Annotated in this window: 17 protein-coding genes and 1 tRNA gene; 4 read left to right on the plus strand and 14 right to left on the minus strand. The window is 37.6% G+C overall.

Annotation, left to right across the window (positions count from 1 at the left end):
* Positions 1–84: 84 nt before the first annotated feature.
* The 6 genes from lon to QJV27_RS03180 form a co-directional block, all read right to left on the minus strand.
* Positions 85–2,544 (minus strand): endopeptidase La, encoded by a 2,460-nt coding sequence (gene lon / locus QJV27_RS03155; RefSeq protein WP_281447528.1) that lies wholly within the window; start codon positions 2,542–2,544, stop codon positions 85–87.
* Positions 2,545–2,920: 376 nt separating this feature from the next.
* The gene (gene clpX, locus QJV27_RS03160) at positions 2,921–4,183 is read right to left on the minus strand and encodes an ATP-dependent Clp protease ATP-binding subunit ClpX (protein WP_281447529.1); all 1,263 of its coding nucleotides are present in this window, start codon (positions 4,181–4,183) and stop codon (positions 2,921–2,923) included.
* A 112-nt stretch (positions 4,184–4,295) separates the two neighbouring features.
* The gene (locus QJV27_RS03165; RefSeq protein WP_281447530.1) at positions 4,296–4,931 is read right to left on the minus strand and encodes an ATP-dependent Clp protease proteolytic subunit; all 636 of its coding nucleotides are present in this window, start codon (positions 4,929–4,931) and stop codon (positions 4,296–4,298) included.
* Between the two features lie 162 nt (positions 4,932–5,093).
* Positions 5,094–6,425 (minus strand): trigger factor, encoded by a 1,332-nt coding sequence (gene tig, locus QJV27_RS03170; protein ID WP_281447531.1) that lies wholly within the window; start codon positions 6,423–6,425, stop codon positions 5,094–5,096.
* A 116-nt stretch (positions 6,426–6,541) separates the two neighbouring features.
* Positions 6,542–6,626 (minus strand) — tRNA-Leu (locus tag QJV27_RS03175).
* A gap of 79 nt (positions 6,627–6,705) precedes the next feature.
* Positions 6,706–8,133: an NAD(P)H-hydrate dehydratase gene (locus tag QJV27_RS03180; RefSeq protein WP_281447532.1), complete on the minus strand. Its 1,428-nt coding sequence runs from the start codon at positions 8,131–8,133 to the stop codon at positions 6,706–6,708.
* Between the two features lie 130 nt (positions 8,134–8,263).
* Here QJV27_RS03180 and QJV27_RS03185 point away from each other — a divergent pair, with 130 nt between their 5' ends.
* Entirely contained in the window at positions 8,264–8,710 is a 447-nt protein-coding gene (locus QJV27_RS03185) for a hypothetical protein (RefSeq protein ID WP_281447533.1), read from the plus strand.
* A 126-nt stretch (positions 8,711–8,836) separates the two neighbouring features.
* A complete protein-coding gene (locus QJV27_RS03190) occupies positions 8,837–10,282 on the plus strand; it encodes a DEAD/DEAH box helicase (protein WP_281447534.1) in 1,446 nt (481 codons plus the stop codon).
* Positions 10,283–10,349: 67 nt separating this feature from the next.
* Here the strand turns inward: QJV27_RS03190 and QJV27_RS03195 are convergent, their stop codons facing one another.
* The 8 genes from QJV27_RS03195 to QJV27_RS03230 all read right to left on the minus strand — a co-directional run bounded on the left by QJV27_RS03195 (position 10,350) and on the right by QJV27_RS03230 (position 19,312).
* Positions 10,350–11,918 (minus strand): glycosyltransferase family 2 protein, encoded by a 1,569-nt coding sequence (locus tag QJV27_RS03195; RefSeq protein WP_281447535.1) that lies wholly within the window; start codon positions 11,916–11,918, stop codon positions 10,350–10,352.
* 151 nt (positions 11,919–12,069) lie between these two features.
* Positions 12,070–12,528, minus strand: coding sequence for an SUF system Fe-S cluster assembly protein (locus QJV27_RS03200; RefSeq protein ID WP_281447536.1), 459 nt, complete (start codon positions 12,526–12,528; stop codon positions 12,070–12,072).
* 64 nt (positions 12,529–12,592) lie between these two features.
* A complete protein-coding gene (locus QJV27_RS03205; protein ID WP_281447537.1) occupies positions 12,593–13,831 on the minus strand; it encodes an aminotransferase class V-fold PLP-dependent enzyme in 1,239 nt (412 codons plus the stop codon).
* The gene (sufD, locus tag QJV27_RS03210; protein WP_281447538.1) at positions 13,828–15,111 is read right to left on the minus strand and encodes a Fe-S cluster assembly protein SufD; all 1,284 of its coding nucleotides are present in this window, start codon (positions 15,109–15,111) and stop codon (positions 13,828–13,830) included. The genes QJV27_RS03205 and sufD overlap by 4 nt, the downstream gene beginning before the upstream one ends.
* The gene (gene sufC / locus QJV27_RS03215) at positions 15,104–15,886 is read right to left on the minus strand and encodes a Fe-S cluster assembly ATPase SufC (protein ID WP_281447539.1); all 783 of its coding nucleotides are present in this window, start codon (positions 15,884–15,886) and stop codon (positions 15,104–15,106) included. The genes sufD and sufC overlap by 8 nt, the downstream gene beginning before the upstream one ends.
* An 8-nt stretch (positions 15,887–15,894) precedes the next feature.
* The gene (gene sufB / locus QJV27_RS03220) at positions 15,895–17,385 is read right to left on the minus strand and encodes a Fe-S cluster assembly protein SufB (protein ID WP_281448961.1); all 1,491 of its coding nucleotides are present in this window, start codon (positions 17,383–17,385) and stop codon (positions 15,895–15,897) included.
* Positions 17,386–17,435: 50 nt separating this feature from the next.
* Positions 17,436–17,846 carry an RrF2 family transcriptional regulator gene (locus QJV27_RS03225; RefSeq protein WP_281447540.1) on the minus strand — a complete coding sequence of 137 codons (411 nt, stop codon included), beginning with the start codon at positions 17,844–17,846 and terminating at the stop codon, positions 17,436–17,438.
* A gap of 173 nt (positions 17,847–18,019) precedes the next feature.
* The gene (locus tag QJV27_RS03230; protein WP_281447541.1) at positions 18,020–19,312 is read right to left on the minus strand and encodes a DUF445 domain-containing protein; all 1,293 of its coding nucleotides are present in this window, start codon (positions 19,310–19,312) and stop codon (positions 18,020–18,022) included.
* A 124-nt stretch (positions 19,313–19,436) separates the two neighbouring features.
* On the opposite strand from QJV27_RS03230, the gene QJV27_RS03235 reads away from it, so the two are divergent.
* Both QJV27_RS03235 and QJV27_RS03240 read left to right on the plus strand, forming a co-directional pair.
* The gene (locus QJV27_RS03235; RefSeq protein WP_281447542.1) at positions 19,437–22,259 is read left to right on the plus strand and encodes a phosphoenolpyruvate carboxylase; all 2,823 of its coding nucleotides are present in this window, start codon (positions 19,437–19,439) and stop codon (positions 22,257–22,259) included.
* An 84-nt stretch (positions 22,260–22,343) separates the two neighbouring features.
* Positions 22,344–22,613: a GlsB/YeaQ/YmgE family stress response membrane protein gene (locus tag QJV27_RS03240; protein ID WP_281447543.1), complete on the plus strand. Its 270-nt coding sequence runs from the start codon at positions 22,344–22,346 to the stop codon at positions 22,611–22,613.
* Positions 22,614–22,728: the final 115 nt, after the last annotated feature.

Raw genomic sequence — 22,728 nt, forward strand, 5'->3', positions numbered from 1 at the left:
CTTTTACAGAACGTCAACCTTTCTCAGTGCTTCAATAGCTAATTTTTCTAACTTCTTGCTCTTTGGGTTGCAAGATCATCACATTTAATGGGGTAAAATACCTTCTGAGAGCCTTTTGTCAGTATTCTTCGTCGATTCTGATGTCTCGTCCCATTCAATAGATTCGCAAGGTCTGGTGAGTGCCTGATTGATCACATCATCTGCATTTGTTACAGGAATGATTTTTAAATTAGATTTAACAGCCTCTGGAAGATCAACAAGATCCCGTTCGTTATCTTTTGGAATAAACACTGTTGTAATCCCTGCACGTAACGCAGCCAACAGTTTCTCCTTTAATCCACCAATGGGCAAAACACGACCACGAAGTGTAATCTCACCCGTCATAGCGACATCTTTACGAATAGGTATACCTGTCATAACACTGACAATACTGGTTGCCATAGCAACCCCTGCAGATGGTCCGTCTTTTGGAGTAGCCCCTTCAGGAACATGGACGTGAATGTCTTTTTTCTCAAACAACACAGGTTTAATACCAAACTGAATAGAACGACTTTTAACATAAGATAATGCGGCAGAAACACTTTCCTGCATCACGTCACCAAGTTTCCCAGTGTTTTTAATCAACCCTTTTCCTGGGACCATCACGCTTTCAATATGTAAGATGTCACCGCCAACCTCGGTCCAAGCTAATCCAGTTACAACACCAATTAAATCCTGCTCTTCGCTTTCACCATAACGGAAACGTTTGACTCCGACATATTCCTCTAAATTATCTAAGGTAACGTCGACATGGCTGCACTCACCAGAAACAATCTTCCTGACGATTTTACGGGCTATTTTGGCGATTTCACGCTCTAAATTACGCACGCCAGCTTCGCGTGTATAAGTACGCACAAGCTCTCTTAAAACATCATCAGAAATCGACCATTCATTTGGTTTTAAGCTATGTGCTTCGCTTTCTTTACTAATCAAATGACGACGTGCAATTTCGACTTTTTCGTCTTCTGTGTAACCCGAAAGCCGAATAATCTCCATACGATCTAATAAGGGTTGCGGCATATTATAACTGTTTGCTGTTGTTACAAACATAACATCAGATAAATCATAATCCACTTCTAGATAATGATCTGCAAAAGTCGAATTTTGCTCTGGATCCAAAACCTCTAGCAATGCAGACGCTGGATCTCCTCGCCAATCAGCACCTAACTTATCAATTTCATCCAAAAGAAATAGTGGATTTGACGTTCCAGCTTTTTTCATTCCTTGAATTATTTTACCAGGCATCGCACCAATATATGTACGACGGTGACCTCTAATCTCAGCCTCATCACGAACACCACCCAAGGACATACGGACATATTCGCGTCCTGTTGCTTTTGCAATTGAACGGGCTAGTGATGTTTTACCAACACCTGGAGGCCCTACTAAACACAAGATAGGTCCTTTTAATTTAGAAGACCGAACTTGAACCGCCAAATATTCTAAAATGCGTTCTTTTACTTTTTCAAGACCATAATGATCAGCATTTAAGATTTTCTCAGCATTCATTAAGTCTTTTGAAACCTTAGAACGTTTTTTCCAAGGAATTGCCACTAACCAATCAAGATAATTACGTACAACTGTAGCTTCTGCCGACATAGGACTCATGCTACGTAGTTTCTTCAGATCAGAAAGAGCTTTATCTTTAGCTTCTTTTGTTAAGCGATTTTTTTTGATTTTTTCTTCAAGCTCGCTTAACTCGTCCTTACCATCTTCCCCCTCGCCTAATTCTTTTTGAATCGCTTTCATTTGCTCATTCAAATAGTATTCGCGCTGGGTCTTCTCCATCTGTTTTTTGACTCGACTGCGAATTCGCTTTTCAACTTGTAAAACACCGACTTCAGCCTCCAGATGCTCTAACAATCTTTCCAAACGATCTTCGATAGCAACTGTTTCCAAAATCAACTGTTTTTCAGAAACCTTTAGATTCAGATGACTTGTAACGGTATCAACCAGTTTAAATGGATCATCAATTTGATTAACTGCTACCAATACTTCAGGTGCGATCGTTTTATTTAATTTTACATACTGCTCAAATTGAGTGACAACCGTGCGCTGCAAAGCATCAATTTCTTTACTATCGTCTATTGGCCCGTCTTCAACTTCTTCTATTGTTGCTTCAAAGAACGTTTCGCGATCTATTATTTTCGTAACTTTTGCACGTTTATACCCCTCAACTAAAACTTTTACTGTACCATCGGGCAATTTTAAAAGTTGAAGAATCGATGCAATTGTTCCAAAATGATAGATGTCCTTTTCTGTAGGGTCTTCTAATGCAGCGTCTTTTTGAGACACTAGCAAAATTTTATTTTGCTGTTTCGTGACTTCTTCTAACGCACGAACAGACTTTTCTCGACCAACAAACAATGGAACAATCATATGAGGAAAAACAACAATATCACGTAATGGCAATACAGCTATCAATCCTGAATGTTCGTCTATTTGCTGATAATCTTGTTCACTATCGATTTCGTTTTCTAAAGACTTGATTTTTTCTTCTGTCATAATGTTATGACCTCCTCATATGGACGATCGAAAAGGAATGCCCAATATCGGCACATTCCATATCAATAACTATTTTATAATATCTTCTGGATAAAATAAAAAGACTGTTATTGTTCTATTAATGTTACATCTTTGTCCCTTATCCATAAAGATAATTTGTAATAATGACACTTAAATAAAGTTTATTAATAAAATCGTGGCCGCTCAAGTGTACTTTTCATTATTACGCAATCAGACTCATGAAACCTATAATAGATATAATTCTTACACAAAAAAATACAATATGTATTGCTATTAACCCTTTATAAATAAATTTAAAAAAGGATCTGTGATCACAGATCCTTTTTACTTACTCATAATTTATGAACCTATTAGATTAAGCACTTTTTTCTGTTTTTTTCTTTTTTGCATCATAAACATAAACAGGATCTTCAATATGGCCAACAACCTCTTTATTTACAACAACTTCACTTACATCTTTAAGGTCTGGCAATTCAAACATTGTAGATAATAATATTTTTTCTAAGATAGATCTTAATCCTCTAGCCCCAGTTTTACGTTCTATTGCTTTTTTTGCAACTTCTTCTACAGCACTATCAGTAAATGTTAATTGCACCTGTTCCATCTCAAACAATTTTTGGTACTGTTTGATCAAAGCATTTTTAGGCTGCGTCAAAATCTGAATCAACGCTTGCTCGTCTAAATCATCTAGCGTTGCAATTACAGGCAAACGCCCTATAAATTCAGGAATTAGACCAAATTTCATCAAATCCTCAGGTTCTAACTGTCGAAATAACTGACCAATAGTATGACTATCGGGTTCATTAACCTCTACACCAAAACCAATTCCATAACCAACACTTCTAGCACTGATAATTTTATCTAAACCTGCGAACGCACCACCACATATAAATAGCATATTTGTAGTATCAACTTGCAAAAATTCTTGTTGTGGATGCTTACGCCCTCCCTGAGGAGGAACAGAGGCAACAGTACCTTCCATTAATTTTAATAAAGCCTGCTGGACCCCTTCACCACTAACATCACGAGTTATTGAAGGATTATCAGATTTACGAGAAATTTTATCAATTTCATCGATGTAAACAATCCCCCTTTGTGCTCTCTCTACATTATAATCTGCGGCCTGCAATAATTTGAGAATTATATTTTCGACATCTTCCCCCACATAACCTGCTTCTGTCAATGTGGTCGCATCAGCCATTGTAAAAGGCACATCGATGATTCTGGCCAAAGTTTGAGCAAGTAAGGTCTTTCCTGTCCCTGTAGGACCAATGAGCAAAATATTTGACTTTGCAATTTCAACGTCTCCAGCTCTGTCCAGTTGGTTCAACCGTTTATAATGATTATGAACAGCAACGGACAGTACCTTCTTGGCGTCTTTTTGACCAATAACATAGTCGTCTAAAATTTTGCAGATTTCTTTAGGTGTTGGTAGGTTTTCATGCTCTTTTGTAATTTGAGTTTTATTTTCCTCACGCACGATATCCATGCACAACTCAACACACTCATCACAAATAAAAACCGTAGGACCTGCGATCAGCTTACGGACTTCGTGCTGAGATTTACCGCAAAAAGAGCAATAAAGTGCATTTTTGGAATCATTACTTTTATCAGTCATCTTTACTCCCACCCTTAAATGACCTTAAGAACAGCATTACTCCGCCCAAAACATAGTTCATCAATAAGGAAAACAGTTTGAAAATAATCTATTCAGAAAAAACTTATGTGATCTAGTCTTTGGATAAATCAATATCCCTTTTTCGAACAACCTGATCAATAATACCAAAATCTTTTGCTTCTTCAGGAGACATATAACTGTCTCTTTCAAGACGTTGTTCTATTTCTTCTAATGTTCTGCCAGTATGAACGTTATATATCTCATTTAATTTTTTACGAATAGCAAGAATCTCTTTCGCTTGGATTTCTATATCACTGGCTTGACCCTGGGCCCCACCTGAAGGTTGATGAACCATAATACGTGCGTTAGGCAAAGCAAAACGCTGTCCCTTTTCACCACCACATAACAACAAAGATCCCATAGATGCTGCCTGACCGATGCACACCGTACTGACGGGACAACGAATATATTGCATTGTGTCATAGATGGCTAATCCTGCGGAAACGACACCGCCTGGACTGTTAATATAAAAAGAAATCTCTTTTTTAGGATTAATACTTTCCAAATATAATAATTGCGCAGAGATTAGTGAAGCAACCTGATCAAATACGGGCCCTGTCAAAAAAATGATTCGTTCTTTTAATAATCGAGAATAAATATCAAAAGCACGTTCACCTCTTGAGGTTTGCTCTACCACCATAGGTACAAGAGTATTATCATAAATTTCCAGAGGCTGTGAATCCCTCATCAGTTTTCTTCCTAAAATTCTAAACTAGTTTTATTTACCTATATGTATCTTAAACATATAGGTAAATAAAATAAAATTTAAATAAACTTATACCAAAATACAAAAAAAATGAATGTCCAGACGCAAATCTAGACATTCATTTTTAGACTTCAAACAAAAAGATTAAACTTTTGAAGCTGGCATTTCTGCTAATTCTTCAACGCTTACTTCTTTTTCATCAATTTTTGCAAGCTCTAGAATATAATCAACCACTTTATTTTCATAAATTGGACCACGTAAAGAATCTATCGCCTGAGGATTTTTTTGGAAAAATTCAATAACTTCCTTTTCTTTTCCAGGATAACGCATAGCTTCATTACGCATGGCTTGCGTTAGTTCCTCTTCAGTCACTGAAATTGAGTTGAGACGACCAATTTCAACTAATAACAACCCTAATCTCACACGACGTTCAGCAATTTTGCGGTAATCAGCTTTCAAAGTTTCTTCGTCTTTTTGTTTATCTTCTTCTTCAAGACGATCTGCTTTACGATCAGCTTCGACACGTTGCCAGATTTGGTTAAATTCCGCTTCTAACAACCCTACCGGAATTTCAAAATCAACTTTTTCAGCTAATACGTCTAAGAGATCACGCTTTACACGCATATGAGAAAGTTGATCATATTCTGAGGATATTTGTTTACTGATAACATCTTTTAAATTGTCAAGACTTTCCAAACCAACTTTTTTTGCAAATTCATCATTAATTTCTGGGGTAACAGCTTGCTTTAACCCCTTTGCTTTAATATCAAATGTTGCTTCTTTACCGGCTAGATTTGCAGCTTGATAATTTTCTGGAAATGTTACTTTGATTTGCTTTTCTTCACCTGGGGACATTCCTTCAATTTGTTCAGCAAATCCAGGAATAAATCCACTACCACCAATTTCAACATTGACATCATTAGCTGTACCACCATCAAACGGGATACCATTGATTTTACCAACAAAATCAACAACGAGAACATCACCTTGGGCAGCTGGACGTTTTTCTTCGATATCTTTAAAGTCACGTTGACGTTCCGCAACCGCATTTAAAGCTTTGTTCAAAGCTGCTTCATCTGGCGTTGCTTTCAAACGGGTTAATTCAATCCCTTTAAAATCAGGCACTTCAAAATCAGGAATTAATTCAACTTCAAAAGAAAATTCAAGATCGTCGCCTTCTTTATAGCCTTCTTTAAGTGATATTTTTGGTTGAGAAGCTGCACGAAGACCTCTTTCTTCAAGAGTCGTTTTAATCGCATCTGAAACGGCTTCGTTAACAACTTCATTTTGAACTGTTTCGCCATAACGTTGTTTAACAACAGGAAGAGGAACTTTTCCAGGACGGAACCCTGGTATATTCATCTGATGCCCCATTTCTGCTAAACGTGCATTTCTTTTTTCTGCGAGTTGTGATTCTTCAATTACGATTGTAAAGCCACGTTTTAGGCTTTCAGAAAGCGTCTCAGTAACCTGCATTAGCCAGGCCCATCCTCTCGGTCAAAGTGTGTCTTGCCCCCATTGGGCGTGTTAAGAATTTTTTAACGGATTTTAATGCATGCTCAAAAAAACGTGCTTATTAGCAATTCGTTTTTTGGTGCGGATGGAGGGACTTGAACCCCCACGACTCACGCCACTAGATTCTAAGTCTAGCGTGTCTACCAATTTCACCACATCCGCACATCCGTGCTTTGTGGTTGTTTTATTAACGCACTATTTTGATTTGAGCAACCTCTTTTTTAAAAAAGTAATTTTTTTTTTATTTTTCTGATATTTTCGCTAAATCTCGGGCTTTTCCCATATGACCTGCAATCATTTCTGCCGATGGCCAATCGTGCTTACACAATAAAGCTGCTTGACCATGCACCCACACCCCTGCACAAGCTGCCTCCCATGGTTTCATACCAGCAGCAAGAAATGTAGCAATAACACCCGATAATACATCTCCAGAACCTGCCGTGGCTAATCTAGAAGAAGCATGTTGATTAATCGCTACTCTGCCATCGGGCCCAGCAATTATTGTGTCAGGCCCTTTTAATACAACGACACACTCCATGTCTTTTGCAACTTGCTGAACTTTTTGGATGCGATTCGATTCAACAGTTCCAAAGACGCGCGTAAATTCGCCGATATGTGGGGTCATAATTGAAACACCTTTCAACAAATGACTCTGACCTGGTAAGAAAGCACCCGCATCAGCGACAACGTGTCGTTTTGAAGCCAACAATTGTGGTAAATTTTCTTTGACTTCATTCTCGGTTAATCCTGGCCCGCATACCCAAACTTGTCGACGTTGATCATGTAGTACAGTTTCAAGGTCGTGATGATCAATCATCAGGCAAGGTGAAGACAAGGAATAAATAGTGGTGTCTTGCCTTGTTGGGAAAATACAAACTAACCCTGCCCCACTATTTAAAGCTGATAAAGCTGATAAACGCGCAGCCCCCGTTACTTTGGCACCGCCAATAATACTAACCACTCCACGACGATATTTGTAATCATCAACCGCCGAAACAGGAAGATGCCAAAGACCAGGTTCATTTAACCATGTAGAAATAGGGACACAATCCAACACACGTAGAGGAATTCCGATATCTTTTATTACCAACTTGCCAATATGAACTTTTCCAGGAAACAAATAATGTCCTGGCTTAGCCCTAAAGAACGTCACGGTTAATTCTGCATGGGGCGCATATCCGTAAATTGCACCAGTTGCACCATCCACTCCGCTAGGTATATCAATAGCCACCAAACGTTTAGCTTTTTTTAAAATTGCGACTATCGAAGGATCGAGATCTCGTTTTAATCCAGCTCCAAAAATCGCATCTATAACCAGTTCTGCCTGTGCGACATCATTTTCTGATGGAGAAATGGTTTTTTCCATCCATTGCATTGCAGCACTATCCGCTTGACTACCTGCTTTAGGTGAACCAAAGGCCATTACTGTAACTGGCCATCCTTCCTTAGCTAATAGACGGGCAACAACATAACCATCTCCTCCATTGTTACCTGGTCCGCATAATATAATCGTGCGACATGGAGAATAATGTCTTAGAATCTCTCTTGTTACACACCAACCTGCATTTTCCATCAATTGAGAGGCAGCAATCGTTTTAGCAGCCTCTTGATCTATTTTTTCCATTTGCTTGGGTGTTGGAAGTGCGAATGTCATCCTATCTTGCATCATGAAAGTGCGCCCCCCTTTTTATAGAAATAAAATAAAATCATCACAAATTTTTATTTTATTGGTTTATATTAACATAAAAATTTTATATTTGAGTACATCATCTTATTATCAATGAGTATACGGAGAAACCATGTCTGAAACCGCTTTTTATTGGGGGCCTATTTGTACATTACATGCTATTTCAATGGCTTTATGGATTGGCAGCATTTTTTACTATGCCTTTGGTGTGCAATCATGTTTAAGCTTACTGGATCCTACACAAAAAAATTCAGTACAACTACAGTGCTTACGAAAGCTTTTTCAATTTAGTTGGATCAGTGGCCCAATTGCCTTTATTACGCAAGCAACTTTACTAATATCTCCTTCTTTTAAGGATCATACATTGTGGGCTGTGTACGGATCGATATTACTGATTTTGATAATGATTGTAATGCAGTTTTATATTTTTACAACGTCATATCGCAAAGCACGACGAGCACTACGTCCTAAACCCAACCTATTTACACAAATTAACAATCCATTAAAACTAATTGTATTCTTAGGAATTATCGATTTTGTTCTAACATATATTTCTTAAACGTTATTTTCACTATAACATTTACAATCTTAAATTACATATAATCATTGATTATTTATGTTTATATTAATATAACAAAAGCAAGATTATATTTTAATCAATTCAGTTTTATATTCATTGACATAAATGGTAGAAATTCATTTGCCTGCTAGTTCTAATAACGCAACAAAAACACAACCCAATTCTGATATAACCTCTCCAAGCACACAAATTAATCATGAGGTTTTATTTAGTCATTTGGGATTATCAAAACCAATTATGAAGGCTATCGACGAGATGGGATATAGAAATCCCACTCAGATCCAGGCCCAAGCTATCCCGATTATCTTGCAAAATCATGATTTGGTTGGAATTGCACAAACAGGGACAGGAAAAACAGCGTCATTTACTTTACCTATTCTTGAAATTCTTTCAAGCAGTAAAGGACGTGCCCGTATGCCAAGGGCCTTAATATTAGAACCAACTCGTGAACTTGCTTTACAAGTTGCAGATAATCTAAAGCAATACAGCAATTATCTAAAACTTTCCTATGCACTTTTAATGGGTGGGGAAAGTATGAATGATCAAAAAGAAACATTAAACCGAGGTGTTGATATTATTATTGCAACCCCAGGCAGGTTGATGGATCTATTTGATAAGGGGGCAATTTTACTGACTCAGATCAAGATTCTTGTCATTGACGAAGCCGATCGTATGTTGGATATGGGGTTTATACCTGATGTCGAAAAAATCATCTCATATTTGCCCAAAAACAGACAAACGCTGTTACTCTCCGCTACAATGTCTGACGATATCAGAAAACTAACCGATTCTTTTCTTTCTAACCCTCAAGAAGTCACCGTTGCCCCGCCTTCATCGCTTGCAACTACGATTGAAACAGGATTGGTAATTGTTCCTGAAAAAAGAAAAAGAGCGGTTTTAAGAAAATTATTACGCAATGATGAAGTGCAAAACGCAATTATCTTTTGTAATCGCAAAAGAGATGTCGATATTCTAACCCGATCTCTAAAAAGACACGGATTCCAAAGTGAGGCATTACACGGTGATCTAACTCAACAACACCGTACCAAAACGTTAGATAGCTTTAAAAAGGGCGATATTCAATTTCTAGTATGTTCTGACATTGCAGCGAGAGGGATTGATATTGATCAGCTAACACATGTGTTCAATTATGACTTACCCCGCCAAGCCGAAGATTATGTCCACCGTATTGGTCGCACAGGTCGCGCAGGCCGCAGCGGTTATGCTTATAGTCTGGCAACAGAAGATGATTTAGAAGTTATCCAAGCAATCGAAACATTAACCAAAACATCAATACCTCGTCTTGATTTGGAAAACGAATCTATTGAAATTTCTGATGATAATACTTCATTAAAATCAAAAAATCATAAATCAAATTCAGTTAAACCCAAAGATGGACAACCTCAAAAACGTCAAAAGCAAGGAAAGTCAAAAAGTAACCTTCCTGTTCCACGTATTCCGTTATCACAATCCCTGCCTGACGATAATACCCCCGTTATTGGTTTTGGACAATTTGTTCCTGCTTTTATGCTATCACCTTTTAGAAAATAGCACTTTTATAATTTCCTATAGTAAACAAAGTTGAGTCATTACAATATCGTAACAGACTTAGCTTTGATTACTCTAGAAAACGCGATAATATCCCAGGTAATAACGTATTAAGCTTTGCCCTCTCACAATCGTTTAAATGCACACATAATCGAATAAATTCACGATAGTTGTGGTGTGGTATCATTGTAAGAACAGACAATAGTTCTTTTAATGTTGTTTGATGATCAATTAAATCGACTTTAATGTTATCGTCGATAAGATTCTGATCTTGATAACAAACCTCTAAGTCCCATAAATCATTCATATCTTCTTTCTTGGCACTTCGATCATATAAAAATACAGATTGAGTATTCTCTGCCGAATATCCCAACAATTTCTCATCATAAAGAGAAGTTAACGCGTATTTTTGCATATCAGAAAGATATATTGGTCGGAAATAATGTTCAAAAAACAGCAATAACTGACCATCGATAGCAAAAGGAGTAGAATGATATTTTTTTTCAAACAAAACAGTAAGGATAATGGAATTGGGTAAATACGGAAAAACAATTCCATAAATAGGCAACAAATATTTAATCTCTGCTTCTAAATCAGAAGCAAACATCAATTTCTGAGAATAATTGGAAATATATAGATGCCTCTTATGTCCATTCGTTAAACGGACAACAATTGGTTTATCGCTCTCACCTTGTATTTGTTTCTTTAGACGATCGTACAACGATTGCTGAGAAAAAGAAGAAGCTGGAATATTATAAGGAACAGAATGAAAAGATAATGCAGCTTTGAAAATTTCTTCTTCCATTTTATGTCTTGCATACTGCCAAAGCTGTTCTTCAATTTGGATAAAATGCTTATTCACCAATGGCATCATGCGCAAAGGATTTTGATCCTGCATATTAATATATGGTAGACTAAAGCACTGCCAATGTTCAAAACTATCGCCGAGATCACTTTTTCTACGTCGAATACGTTCGACATAATGCTCCATACTGCGACAAATGAAATGCATTACCTTGGCCCCACTCCACGTTATATCCTTATTGGGCCCACGCCATTCGAAATTATTTCCCTCGGTATCTACATATTTTTTCATATCAACGTCAAATTGATGAGGGTTAATATAATTTCCACCTAATTTTTCAGGGCGTATAAAACTTTTGACTTGTTGGTTATCACCCAACATCATAGAAGAATGATAGGTGAATGTTTCAACAACATGCCCCTTAGGAAATAATACCCTTTTTGCATTTCCATAAATACACCAATTGATCGCCACCGCATCTGCGTGTGGAAACTGGTCTAAAAAATCAGAAAATCGATCATGATCTGTTAAATATACATATTCATCAGCATCAAAAAATCCAATCCAATCATACTGCCCTTTTGCCATTGAAGCAGCAGCCATGAATGCATCTCTCTGGCGCCAATAAAAATTTGGTTGATCTATAGGATTAGTTCGAAATAATTGAATATCATATAATTTTGCAGCTGCCTGCAAAATCTCATACGTCCCATCTGTAGAATGATCATCAAAGATATAAAGTCTATCTATGCCAAACGCCTGATACCATGCGATCCAACCAGCAATATCGGCGCGTTCATTTTTGACGAATAAAGCGACAGCAACTTTGGACATACTAAACCTTATTGAATTCTAAATAAGCATTATATTTAAACGAAATTGCATTATATCAGTACATGAAATTATATCGAAACGCTAAGTTATGATAAAAAAAAACAACCTTGTTAAAGGTTGTTATAAAGTCAGGCATAGAATAGATAAAAGTTCAAAACATGTTCAAAGTTAATCTTGCTTCGTCACTCATACGAGATACGTCCCAAGGAGGATCCCAAACAACATTAACTTGTACTTGGGTTACACCAGGCACTTTTTCAATAGCTTGTTGTATCATTACAGGCAATTCTTGTGCACTTGGACAATTGGGAGCTGTTAGAGTCATCTCAACATTAATCCGACCATCATCATGCAAATCTATCGCATAAATTAATCCTAATTCATAAACATTTACTGGAATTTCTGGATCGTAAACCGTAGAGATTGCATCAATGATTGCATTTTCATCGATACTATGAGTCTTTGAAGCTTGAGACGCGTCTTTATTCCCTTCATTATCAGGTGTCCAGACGTCAACGCAGTCCTGTCGTTTAGCCAATTCTTGCGCTATATTCTCAGAGGAACTTGCAGGATTACTGTCATTAACCAAAGATGTTTCTATATGTTTCATAGATCAATCAAACTTGTTAAGTTAGAATAATAACCATACTATAAAATAGTAAAAAAAATACTACTTATTTAATAAGCATTCGTTGAATTAATTTCAATGTTTTTATAAAGAAATCAATTTCACCAAATGTTGTGTATAAACCAAAACTTGCACGGGCAACACTGGTTTGATGTAGACGGTTTAATAACGGCTCAGCACAATGCGTTCCGGCTCGAACGGCGATTCCATTTTGGTCTAATAATGTCGCGATATCATGTGCATGGGCGTTCTGAAGGGTAAAGGCAATGACACCGCCTCTTTTTTCAGGATTACCTAGAACAGTTAAGCCATCAATTGCAGCCATTTGTGCAAGCGTGTAATCGACCAATTTCTCGTCATGCTGGATAATTGCATCGTAACCAATTGATAAAACATAATCGATCGCCGCACCTAGACCTACGACCTCTAAAATAGGTTGTGTACCTGCCTCAAATTTAGTTGGAGGTAGCGCCCATGTAGATTTTTCAAAAGTGACACGATCAATCATGTCCCCCCCACCCATAAAAGGTGGCATTATTTCCAATAGTTCTTTTTTACCCCATAAGACCCCAATACCTGTGGGACCATATAATTTATGGCCTGTAAAGACATAGAAATCGGCATCTAAATCTTGCACATTAACGTGCTGATGGACAATCCCCTGACTGCCATCCAATAAGATTTTTGCACCATTTTGATGAGCCATTTCAATAATCATTTTAACTGGATTAATAGTGCCCAGCACATTAGACATATGCGTTACAGCAACCAGTCCAATATCATGGTCTCTCAAAATCTGCTCGAATGCCAATAAATCCAAATCTCCATCATCGGTAATAGGAGCAATATGCAAATGAATTCCAATGCGATCACGCAACATCTGCCAAGGGACAAGATTGGCATGATGTTCCATCTCTGTAATTACAACCCCTTGACCTGGTTTTAATAACGACCCAAAAGAATGGGCGACCAGATTGATTGCTTCAGTACTATTTTTGGTAAAAACAATTTCTTCAGCAGTTTTAGCCCCCATAAAATCTGCAATTTTTTGACGAATATTTTCATATTGGTCCGTCATTGCCTCGCTCATACTGTATGCGCCACGATGCACATTGGCATATTGTGTAAATACAGCATGTTGCATTGCCTCGATAACTTGTATTGGTTTTTGTGCTGAGGCCCCACTATCTAAAAAAACGAAAGGTTTACCACGTATTTTTTGGTTTAATATAGGGAAATCCTGTCTGATTTTTTCAACATCATAATGCACTGATGAATTAATCATGTTATATCCTCTACAATCTCAACACCCAATTGTTCTTTCAACAATGTCTTAGCAATTGGATCCTCTACAACATCGACGGCAGCAGCAATAAAGGCATTAATTAAAATCTGCCTAGCTTGATCGTGTGGTATACCTCTGGACATTAAGAAAAATAATTGCTCTTGATCCAGTGCCCCCACCGTCGCCCCATGCGAACATTTGACATCATCTGCATATATCTCTAATTCAGGTTTGGTATTTATTTCTGATTGATCAGAAAGCAACAATGCCTGATTTTGTTGTTGTGCATCGGTTTTTTGAGCATGCTGATCAACATAAACTTTCCCCTGAAAAACCCCATGACTGCGATCAGACAAAATATTTTTTACATTTTGTTCAGAACGACAATGCGGTGCAAGATGAGAAACCAATGCGGTAATATCAGCATGTTGTTTACCACTCAACGTCTGAACAGCATGAAATGCAGCATCACTCCACTCACCTTTAAGCGATAAATAAACTTCTTGTCGTGAGAAAGCTGCCCCTTTGGTCATTAAAAATTGACGATATTTCGCATGATCAGCAAGACTGATATAAGCATTAGAACAAATATAACTTTGCAATGACGAATTTACCAATTTGTTATATTGTAAATCCGCATGGGGACCAACGATAAATTCGCAAACAGGATTCGTAAAATAGATTCCTGATCCAACATTAAATTCTACGATTGACAACTGGGCGTGATCATCCAGAACTACCTGAAATCTTGGATGAAATGCAATGGTTTCACCATCTGTGGCGTAACCAAGATTAATAAGCAAAATAGTTCCGCCTTGTTGACCTTTTGCAATCTTTAATTGTACAGCTTGTCCACCCATGGCATAATTCAAAGCTGTCATAACATCCCGATCGGGACATGCTAGATTCCCATACAGACCCGTATCTTTTTGAATATCAAAGCTGGGATGATTCAATAAAGTTGAAAATTCAGTATAAATTTTTCCATTAACCGTAACGAGACGCGGCAATTTTGCTAACTCATCTGAAGAAAAAATATTCTTTGCCAACCATATTTTAACCTGTTCATCAGAGACAGATTGGGGTTGAGTAAAAGAATACTGATTGATCCATTTTAGATCAGTATATTTCCAGACCTCTGTTTTACGGGTTGGTAACCCATTACTAGTTAAAAAAGCAATTGCTTTTTGTTGCTGAATGTTCGTGACTTTTCCAGTAACTTGCGACAGCAGCCCTTCTAATCCTTTTAAATCTTTATTGTGTTGTGACCCTTTATTCATCGGCCTCTCCAACCAGACGTCCGTATCCTTCTGCCTCTAATTGACGTGAAAGCTCTGGCCCACCTTTATGAATAATTCGTCCCTTTGCCAAAACATGAATATAATCGGGTTGAATGTGATCCAATAATCTTTGATGATGGGTAATAATAAGCGATGAAAATTTTGATGAACGTAAAGATTTAACACCTTCGGCAACAATACGTAGCGCGTCAATATCAAGACCACTGTCGGTTTCATCCAAAATTGCAAAAGAGGGCTGTAGTAGCGTCATTTGCAAGACCTCATTGCGTTTCTTTTCCCCTCCAGAAAAACCAACATTCACATTACGTTTTAACATATCTGTTGAAAAAGATAGCTTTTTCGCAAGTTCTTTCACCAATTTCAAAAAGTTAACAGGATCAAGTTCTTCCTCACCGCGGGCTTTACGAACTGAATTTACTGCTGTGCGCAAGAAATTAGCATTATTCACACCTGGCAATTCAACAGGGGCTTGAAAAGCCAGAAACAACCCAGCAGCAGCACGTTCATCTGGAGACATAGATAACAGATCCTGACCTTTAAAGGTCACAGATCCTTGGGTCACTTCATAATCTGGATGGCCTGATAAAACATAAGACAATGTTGATTTACCAGATCCATTAGGCCCCATAATCACATGGGTTTCCCCTGCAGGAATAGTTAAATTAACACCTCTTAGAATTTCCTTGCGACTATCCTCAGCAGAATCATCAATAACAGATGCATGTAAATTCTTAATTTCTAAAATCTTATTCATTTTTTCGCCTAACCTACACTTCCTTCAAGACTAATTTGCAAAAGCTGCTGCGCCTCGACAGCGAATTCCATAGGAAGTTCTTTTAATACATCTTTACAAAACCCATTAACAATCAGACCTATCGCTTGCTCTTTTGAAAGGCCTCGTTGTTGGCAATAAAATAATTGTTCTTCTGAAATTTTGGAGGTTGTTGCCTCATGCTCTATTTTAACTGAACTGTTTTGGCTTTCGATATATGGAACCGTATGCGCCCCACATTGATTACCAATCAATAAACTATCACATTCTGTGAAATTACGCGCATCCTTTGCTCGAGGTAACATTCGAACCAATCCACGATATGTACTATCTGACTTACCAGCACTGATTGTTTTTGCTAGAATGGTTGAGCGCGTATTTGGCCCAATATGGATCATTTTTGTACCTGTATCTGCTTGTTGATGCCCATTTGTCACCGCAACAGAATAAAACTCGCCTATGGATCCCTCGCCTTGTAAAATGCAAGATGGATATTTCCAAGTAATTGCCGACCCTGTTTCGACCTGCGTCCATGAAATACGTGCACGCGCACCACGACAAGCCCCGCGTTTGGTTACAAAATTATAAATCCCACCTTTGCCATCTTTATCACCTGGATACCAATTTTGTACAGTGGAATATTTGATGAAAGCATCTTCCATTGCAATCAATTCGACAACAGCAGCATGAAGTTGATTTTCATCACGTTGGGGGGCTGTACACCCTTCTAAGTAAGAAACCGTAGCTTTGTCATCAGCAATAATTAATGTTCGTTCAAACTGACCTGTGTTTCTTGCATTAATACGAAAGTAAGTCGATAATTCCATCGGACAACGTACCCCTTTTGGCACATAAACAAAAGAGCCATCCGTAAAAACAGCTGAATTTAAGGCAGAATAATAGTTATCCCCTTGTGGAACGACACTGCCCAAATATTTTTTAACCAATTCAGGGTAGGTCTTAATAGCTTCAGAAATCGGACAAAAAATAACACCAGCCTTGGCCAAAGTCTCACGAAATGTTGTTGCGACAGACACACTGTCAAATACAGCATCAACAGCAACAGGCATAGCATGATCTGCCTCTTCAGCCCCTTCTACACCTGCTAAGATGGCGCGCTCTTTTAACGGAATCCCCAATTTTTCATAGGTTCTCAATAACTCTGGATCAACCTCGTCCAATGACTTGGGTCCTTGTTTCTTTTTAGGGGCGGCAAAATAATGTAAATCTTGATAATCAATTTCAGGATGATTAACTTTTGCCCAGTTTGGAGCCTCCATCGTTAACCATAAACGATAAGCTTTTAATCGCCATTCCAGCATCCATTCAGGTTCTTCTTTACGCACAGAAATCAGACGAATGATATCTTCGTTTAATCCCTTGGGGGCAAAATCCATCTCAATATTGGTTTCAAATCCCCACTTATACGAATTATTCTCGAGCTGCTTTAATAGCGCCTGATCTTGAGTTGGCTTCGTCATCATTTTACTCTGTTTCTTGAATTTTTATTTTTTAAAAACACGATGCGATTCTATTCTGTCGCAACATGTTTGTTTTTTAAATCAGCGATAGTAATTGTTTCAAACACTCTTCTGACTTGGTGACTTACGATATTCCATTTGCCATTAAGCTTGCATTCAACCGTTGTTATTCGACAACTTTCTTGGTCACAATTCACCAAATCAATCGGACCATCAATAGCTCTGACAACTTGCTCTAGCGTTATTTCCGCTAAGGAATGTTCTAAGAAATAACCACTTCCCGCCCCTCTGCACGACTTAACTAAAGAAGAGCGTGTCAGCATTTTTAATACTTTTGCCACCGTTGGTTCAGGTATCCCTGTTTCCACCGCCAATACTGAAGAAGAGACTGTCTTCTGGTGTTGGCTTAGATGAATCAAAAGAATCGTTGCATAGTCTGTTAGCTTTGATAGCTTCAACATTAATCTTGTTCAATCTTAAAAATAAACCCAGTTTATACTTTAAAACGAAAGTATGATCTTTATATAGGACTACATTAGTCCATTTATAAGATCTTATAAATACGATTTTTAAAAAAAATCAATAAACAATTTGTGTAAATGTTGAATAAATATTAAATTTTTCGAATGTATCACTATGTTTGAATGTCAAAAAAAACATAAAATATAATGTATAATAAGCTACCAACTAAAAAACCAATGATTGATCCATTGATCCTTACATATTGTAAATCCTTGCCAACACGACATTCCAACCTTGAAATCAAAGATTGACTGTCCCACCCAGTAACAACAGCCTCAGTAAACCCCACCAACCATTCTTGGGTACGAGGTAAAGACCTCAAAATAGCAGATCGTATGGTATTTGTTACTTTTTCGCGTAAAGCAATATCGTTGCGTAGCTGCGTCGATAAATATAATACCATGTCGTCAATCAAATTTTTTAGCCATCCGTCCTCTTTTCGAGCATCATCTTCAACCATTCGACGGATTTTTTGCCAAATATCTTCGCGCCACTCTTTTACACTATCGTTTTCGATAAAAACTTTTAAAGCTTCAGAAATTTTTTCCCCCCGTTCGGGATTGCTTTCGAATTTATCAATTTCTTTTTTAATCCATTCAGCGACCCCTTGACGTATTTCAGAATTTTGTGGGTCGATCCGTTCCATCTCCTTGCTGATACCGTGTAAGACTTTGCTTGCGATTGAGCTGCCAATCATCCAACCCACAAAACGCCCACCTTGCTCTCTGACACGATCTTGAATAATTGTTTTTAAATTTTGTTCTTTATCTTTTAAATTATTTTTAAGAACTTGTAGTAAGAACGAGACAACTTCTTGATGATGTTCGTTATCAATCATCGTTCGTAAAGATTTAACAACCAAAGGGGAAATCGACTCTCCATCTAGTAAACGTGCAAAAATTCGACTAACGAATTGACTGGCACGACCATCTTCGAAACGATCTAACAAACTGGGCACCGATTTTAACAATAGAGTGCTAAACATCTTCATATTTGCAGGGTCTGACAAATAATTAGCGAAGATTGTTGGAAAATCAATCTTATTTAACGTAACATTTAATTCATGTTCTGTAAAAACATATCGTGCAATGAAGCGTCCTAATCCTTTTCCCAATCGCTGTTGCTGCATGGGCAAAATTGCCGTGTGTGGAATGGGCAGACCCATCGGATGACGAAACAGTGCCGTCACTGCAAACCAATCCGCAAACCCACCGATAAATCCAGCCTGGGTTCCTGCACGAATAACATGCAACCATGTACTGTCTTGTAGTAAACCATAATATGGTAAAAAATATCCAATTAGTGTTAGAACAGCCATTAAGACAAGCAATCCTGTGGCTATACGACGATATCGTATAAACGTTTTCCATGCCTGAACATCAATATCGGGAGTTTTTTCCACCATTTTTGACTTTTTCTTTACAACTGAAATAAATAAATAAAATTTTTAACTTTTCATTTAATCAATAATATTTAATCATAAACGATATATATAACGTTATTTTATTATAAATATGGACATTTCACTTATGAGCCAAGCATCAATAACCCCTTCTGAGTCTTTAAAATATCTTATTTCTTTAACAACTCAATTAATGGAAAAGCAAAACCATGAACCTATTGAAAACCCTGTTTTAACATTAGCACAAAAAATAAAACAACAATTAAAATCAGGTGAACTTTCTTTTGATGCGCTTAGGGAAATTATTCAAAAACTTAGGGATTCAGCCTTTTTATCCCACGCCAAGCATTTACAACGATATGTCAACAACCCTACCAAGGATAATATAGATCACCGTATTAAATCCATTGTTGAACAAATTATTCAACATTCAACCAAACATCATCCCGCTGGTTCAATTGAAAGTTTTAACGAGTTTAAAAAACAAGTTGAACACAACCATTTTGCTGCTGTCTTTACTGCCCATCCAACATTTGCACTAGCCAACTCTGTTTATATCGCCCTTGCAGATTTGGCCAGCCAGCCCATTACCGAACAAACCCAAGTTCCCTATTTCACCACACACCGACGTGCGACTCCTCCAACACTTCATGAAGAATTAAACTTGGCAATACATGCCATTGAGCGAGCACGAAATGCGTTAGACGTTTTTAATCGTTATTTGTTCGATGCTGCACAACGCCATTGGCCACAATATTGGACACAATTAACCCCTTGCCCCATTTTATTAAGCAGCTGGGTTGGATATGATACTGATGGACGAACTGATATTGGTTGGTGGGACAGTCTACGTATTCGTTTAGAAATGAAGGAGTTACAACTTCAACGATTACATAATCAGTTAAATGCTATACCTCATGGCACGGAAGCTCTTAAAACAGAGGTCAGTAAAGCTTTAAACACAGTTCATGAGCAACTGGAACATTGCCCCAAAGAAGCTGATCCTGATCAATTTTCTGATTTTGCAAGATTGCTTGTTGAAAATAAAAAAGATGCAATACTTTCCCCTGCGCAACTAGAACCCTTATTTGATCAAGCACTAGAGCAGATTGATGAAAATCATAAAATTGATTTATTAATAGCTAAAGCTGGCTTTTTTACTCATGGGATGAGTCTTTCACACACCCATGTTCGTCTTAATTCTGTCCAAGTCCATAATATGGCTCGTCAAAGACTGGGCATTACCAGTAATCCAGATAATCCATCTCATACCCGAACATTATTTAACACCATTAACAACGCATTGGGCGAAGTATCCCCTATTCCTGTTGATTTTGGATCTTTATTAACTGAAAAAGCTTCAGCCAGTATTTTGATGATGTTACTAACCCAAATTGTCAAACATATTGATAATAAAACACCAATTCGTTTCCTTATTGCTGAAACCGAAAATGGATACACATTATTGGTCGCATTATGGCTGGCACGTATTTTTGGTATTGAAAAACATGTTGAGATTTCCCCTTTATTTGAAACTGACGAAGCTTTACAACATGGTTCAAATATTATCGAGCAGGCTTTACGTTCTTCCCATTGGCGCGATTACTTACGTCGTACAGGCAAATTATGTTTACAATTTGGATATTCAGATTCAGGACGGTTTATAGGTCAAATTGCAGCAACCTATCAAATTGAAAAATTACGTCAGAAAATTGCCAAACTTTTACAAAAATACGATCTTACTGACGTAGAGGTCGTTTTATTCGATACCCATGGCGAAAGCATGGGACGAGGTGGGCATCCATTTAGCATGGAAGATCGGCTACAATATCTTTCCCCTAAAAAAACAGAATTATATTTCAAACAACTTGGAATTAGCACACGTCAGGAAACAGCATTCCAAGGAGGTGATGGTTATCTATTGTTTGGATCTCAAGCACTAGCAAATGCAACTATTTCAATTATTGCACAGCATATTTTTAACTTTGATACAGAAATTCATGACCCCATCTATGATGAGAGTGATTTTAGTGCCGATTTCTTTTTAACGATCAGCTCGGAAATGAAAGAGCTGGTTAAAGATAAAGGATATGGTACACTGCTCAGTGCCTTTGGACCTGCTTTAATTGATAGAACAGGTTCTCGTTCTTCGGTAAGGCAAAGCGATACCTCTTCAACAAAGGCTTATATTAAACATCCACGCGAATTACGTGCCATTCCAAATAATGCAATTTTACAGCAATTGGGATGGTGTGCAAATACCTTGCAGGGCCTTGGAACAGCGGCTTCAGCCAATCCAGAACTTTTCCAAGAAATGATGCAAAATAGCCCTCGATTTAAACGGTCTTTAGACTTTGCTCGACATGCTTTAAAACATTCAAATACCACTGTCTTACGTGCCATTATCTATATGTTAGACCCAGGTATCTGGCTTGATCGTGCATCTTCTGAAAGTAATCCAGATTTCCAAGAATCGTATATTACCCTGGCAAAAGGTCTCCAAAGACTAAATTGTTGGGCCAGTACCCAAGCAACCTTTCACCGTATCCAAACAGATCACATCGCCTTACTTTCTGTTTGGAAAGAGGCACCATGCATGGATGCCAACGAAATCTTGCTGCATGCTATTCGTTTAGCAGTCATTGAGGAAATATGGATGCTTTCAACACACATCCCCTATTTCTCGCCCTATCATGAATTTAGTAAAGAGGCATTGGAGACCAAAATCCTATGTCTAGAAATTCCAACAGCATTAAATTTATTGTTACATGTATTTCCACAAGCTGCAGAACACGTTTCAGACCTATATTTTTATGAACCAAAAGGGCCTAGAAACGAAGGCGCTTATGCGATGGATGATCGCCAGATCTTTAAACCTATTCAAAAGAATTTTGATCTTATTCGTGAAATTAGTGTTGCATTAATTCACAGATTACATGCTTTTGGTTAAAATTTTTTTATATGCTATTGTTTTTGCTCAGATTTCGCTACATTTTATTAGATGTACTGTTCGTCTATGACAAAGGAATATCAAATGTTCACATTCATCTGGGCAATTATTATCGGTTTAATCATCGGTGGTATCGCCAAAATGTTAATGCCAGGTAAACAACCTGGTGGAATAATCGTCACTATTATTTTAGGGATGGCTGGATCAAGCTTTGCTACATGGTTAGGACAATTTTTACACCTATATCACAGCGGTGAAAAGGCAGGGTTTTTCTTCTCTATTATTGGGGCTTTGATTATTTTGTACCTTTACAAAAAAGCCGTAGAGGTTATGTACAATAACCAAAATTCCTAATATAAAAAGCTGTTCTATTTCATTAAAAGAACAGCTTTTTTGAATTTATAACTACGATATATCATTCTTATTTCTACACTTTACTTTTTTTACCCGTTTGTTGAAAAACGACGCC

Origin of the sequence: Commensalibacter oyaizuii, from assembly GCF_029953265.1 — a bacterium.
Taxonomy (GTDB): domain Bacteria; phylum Pseudomonadota; class Alphaproteobacteria; order Acetobacterales; family Acetobacteraceae; genus Commensalibacter; species Commensalibacter oyaizuii.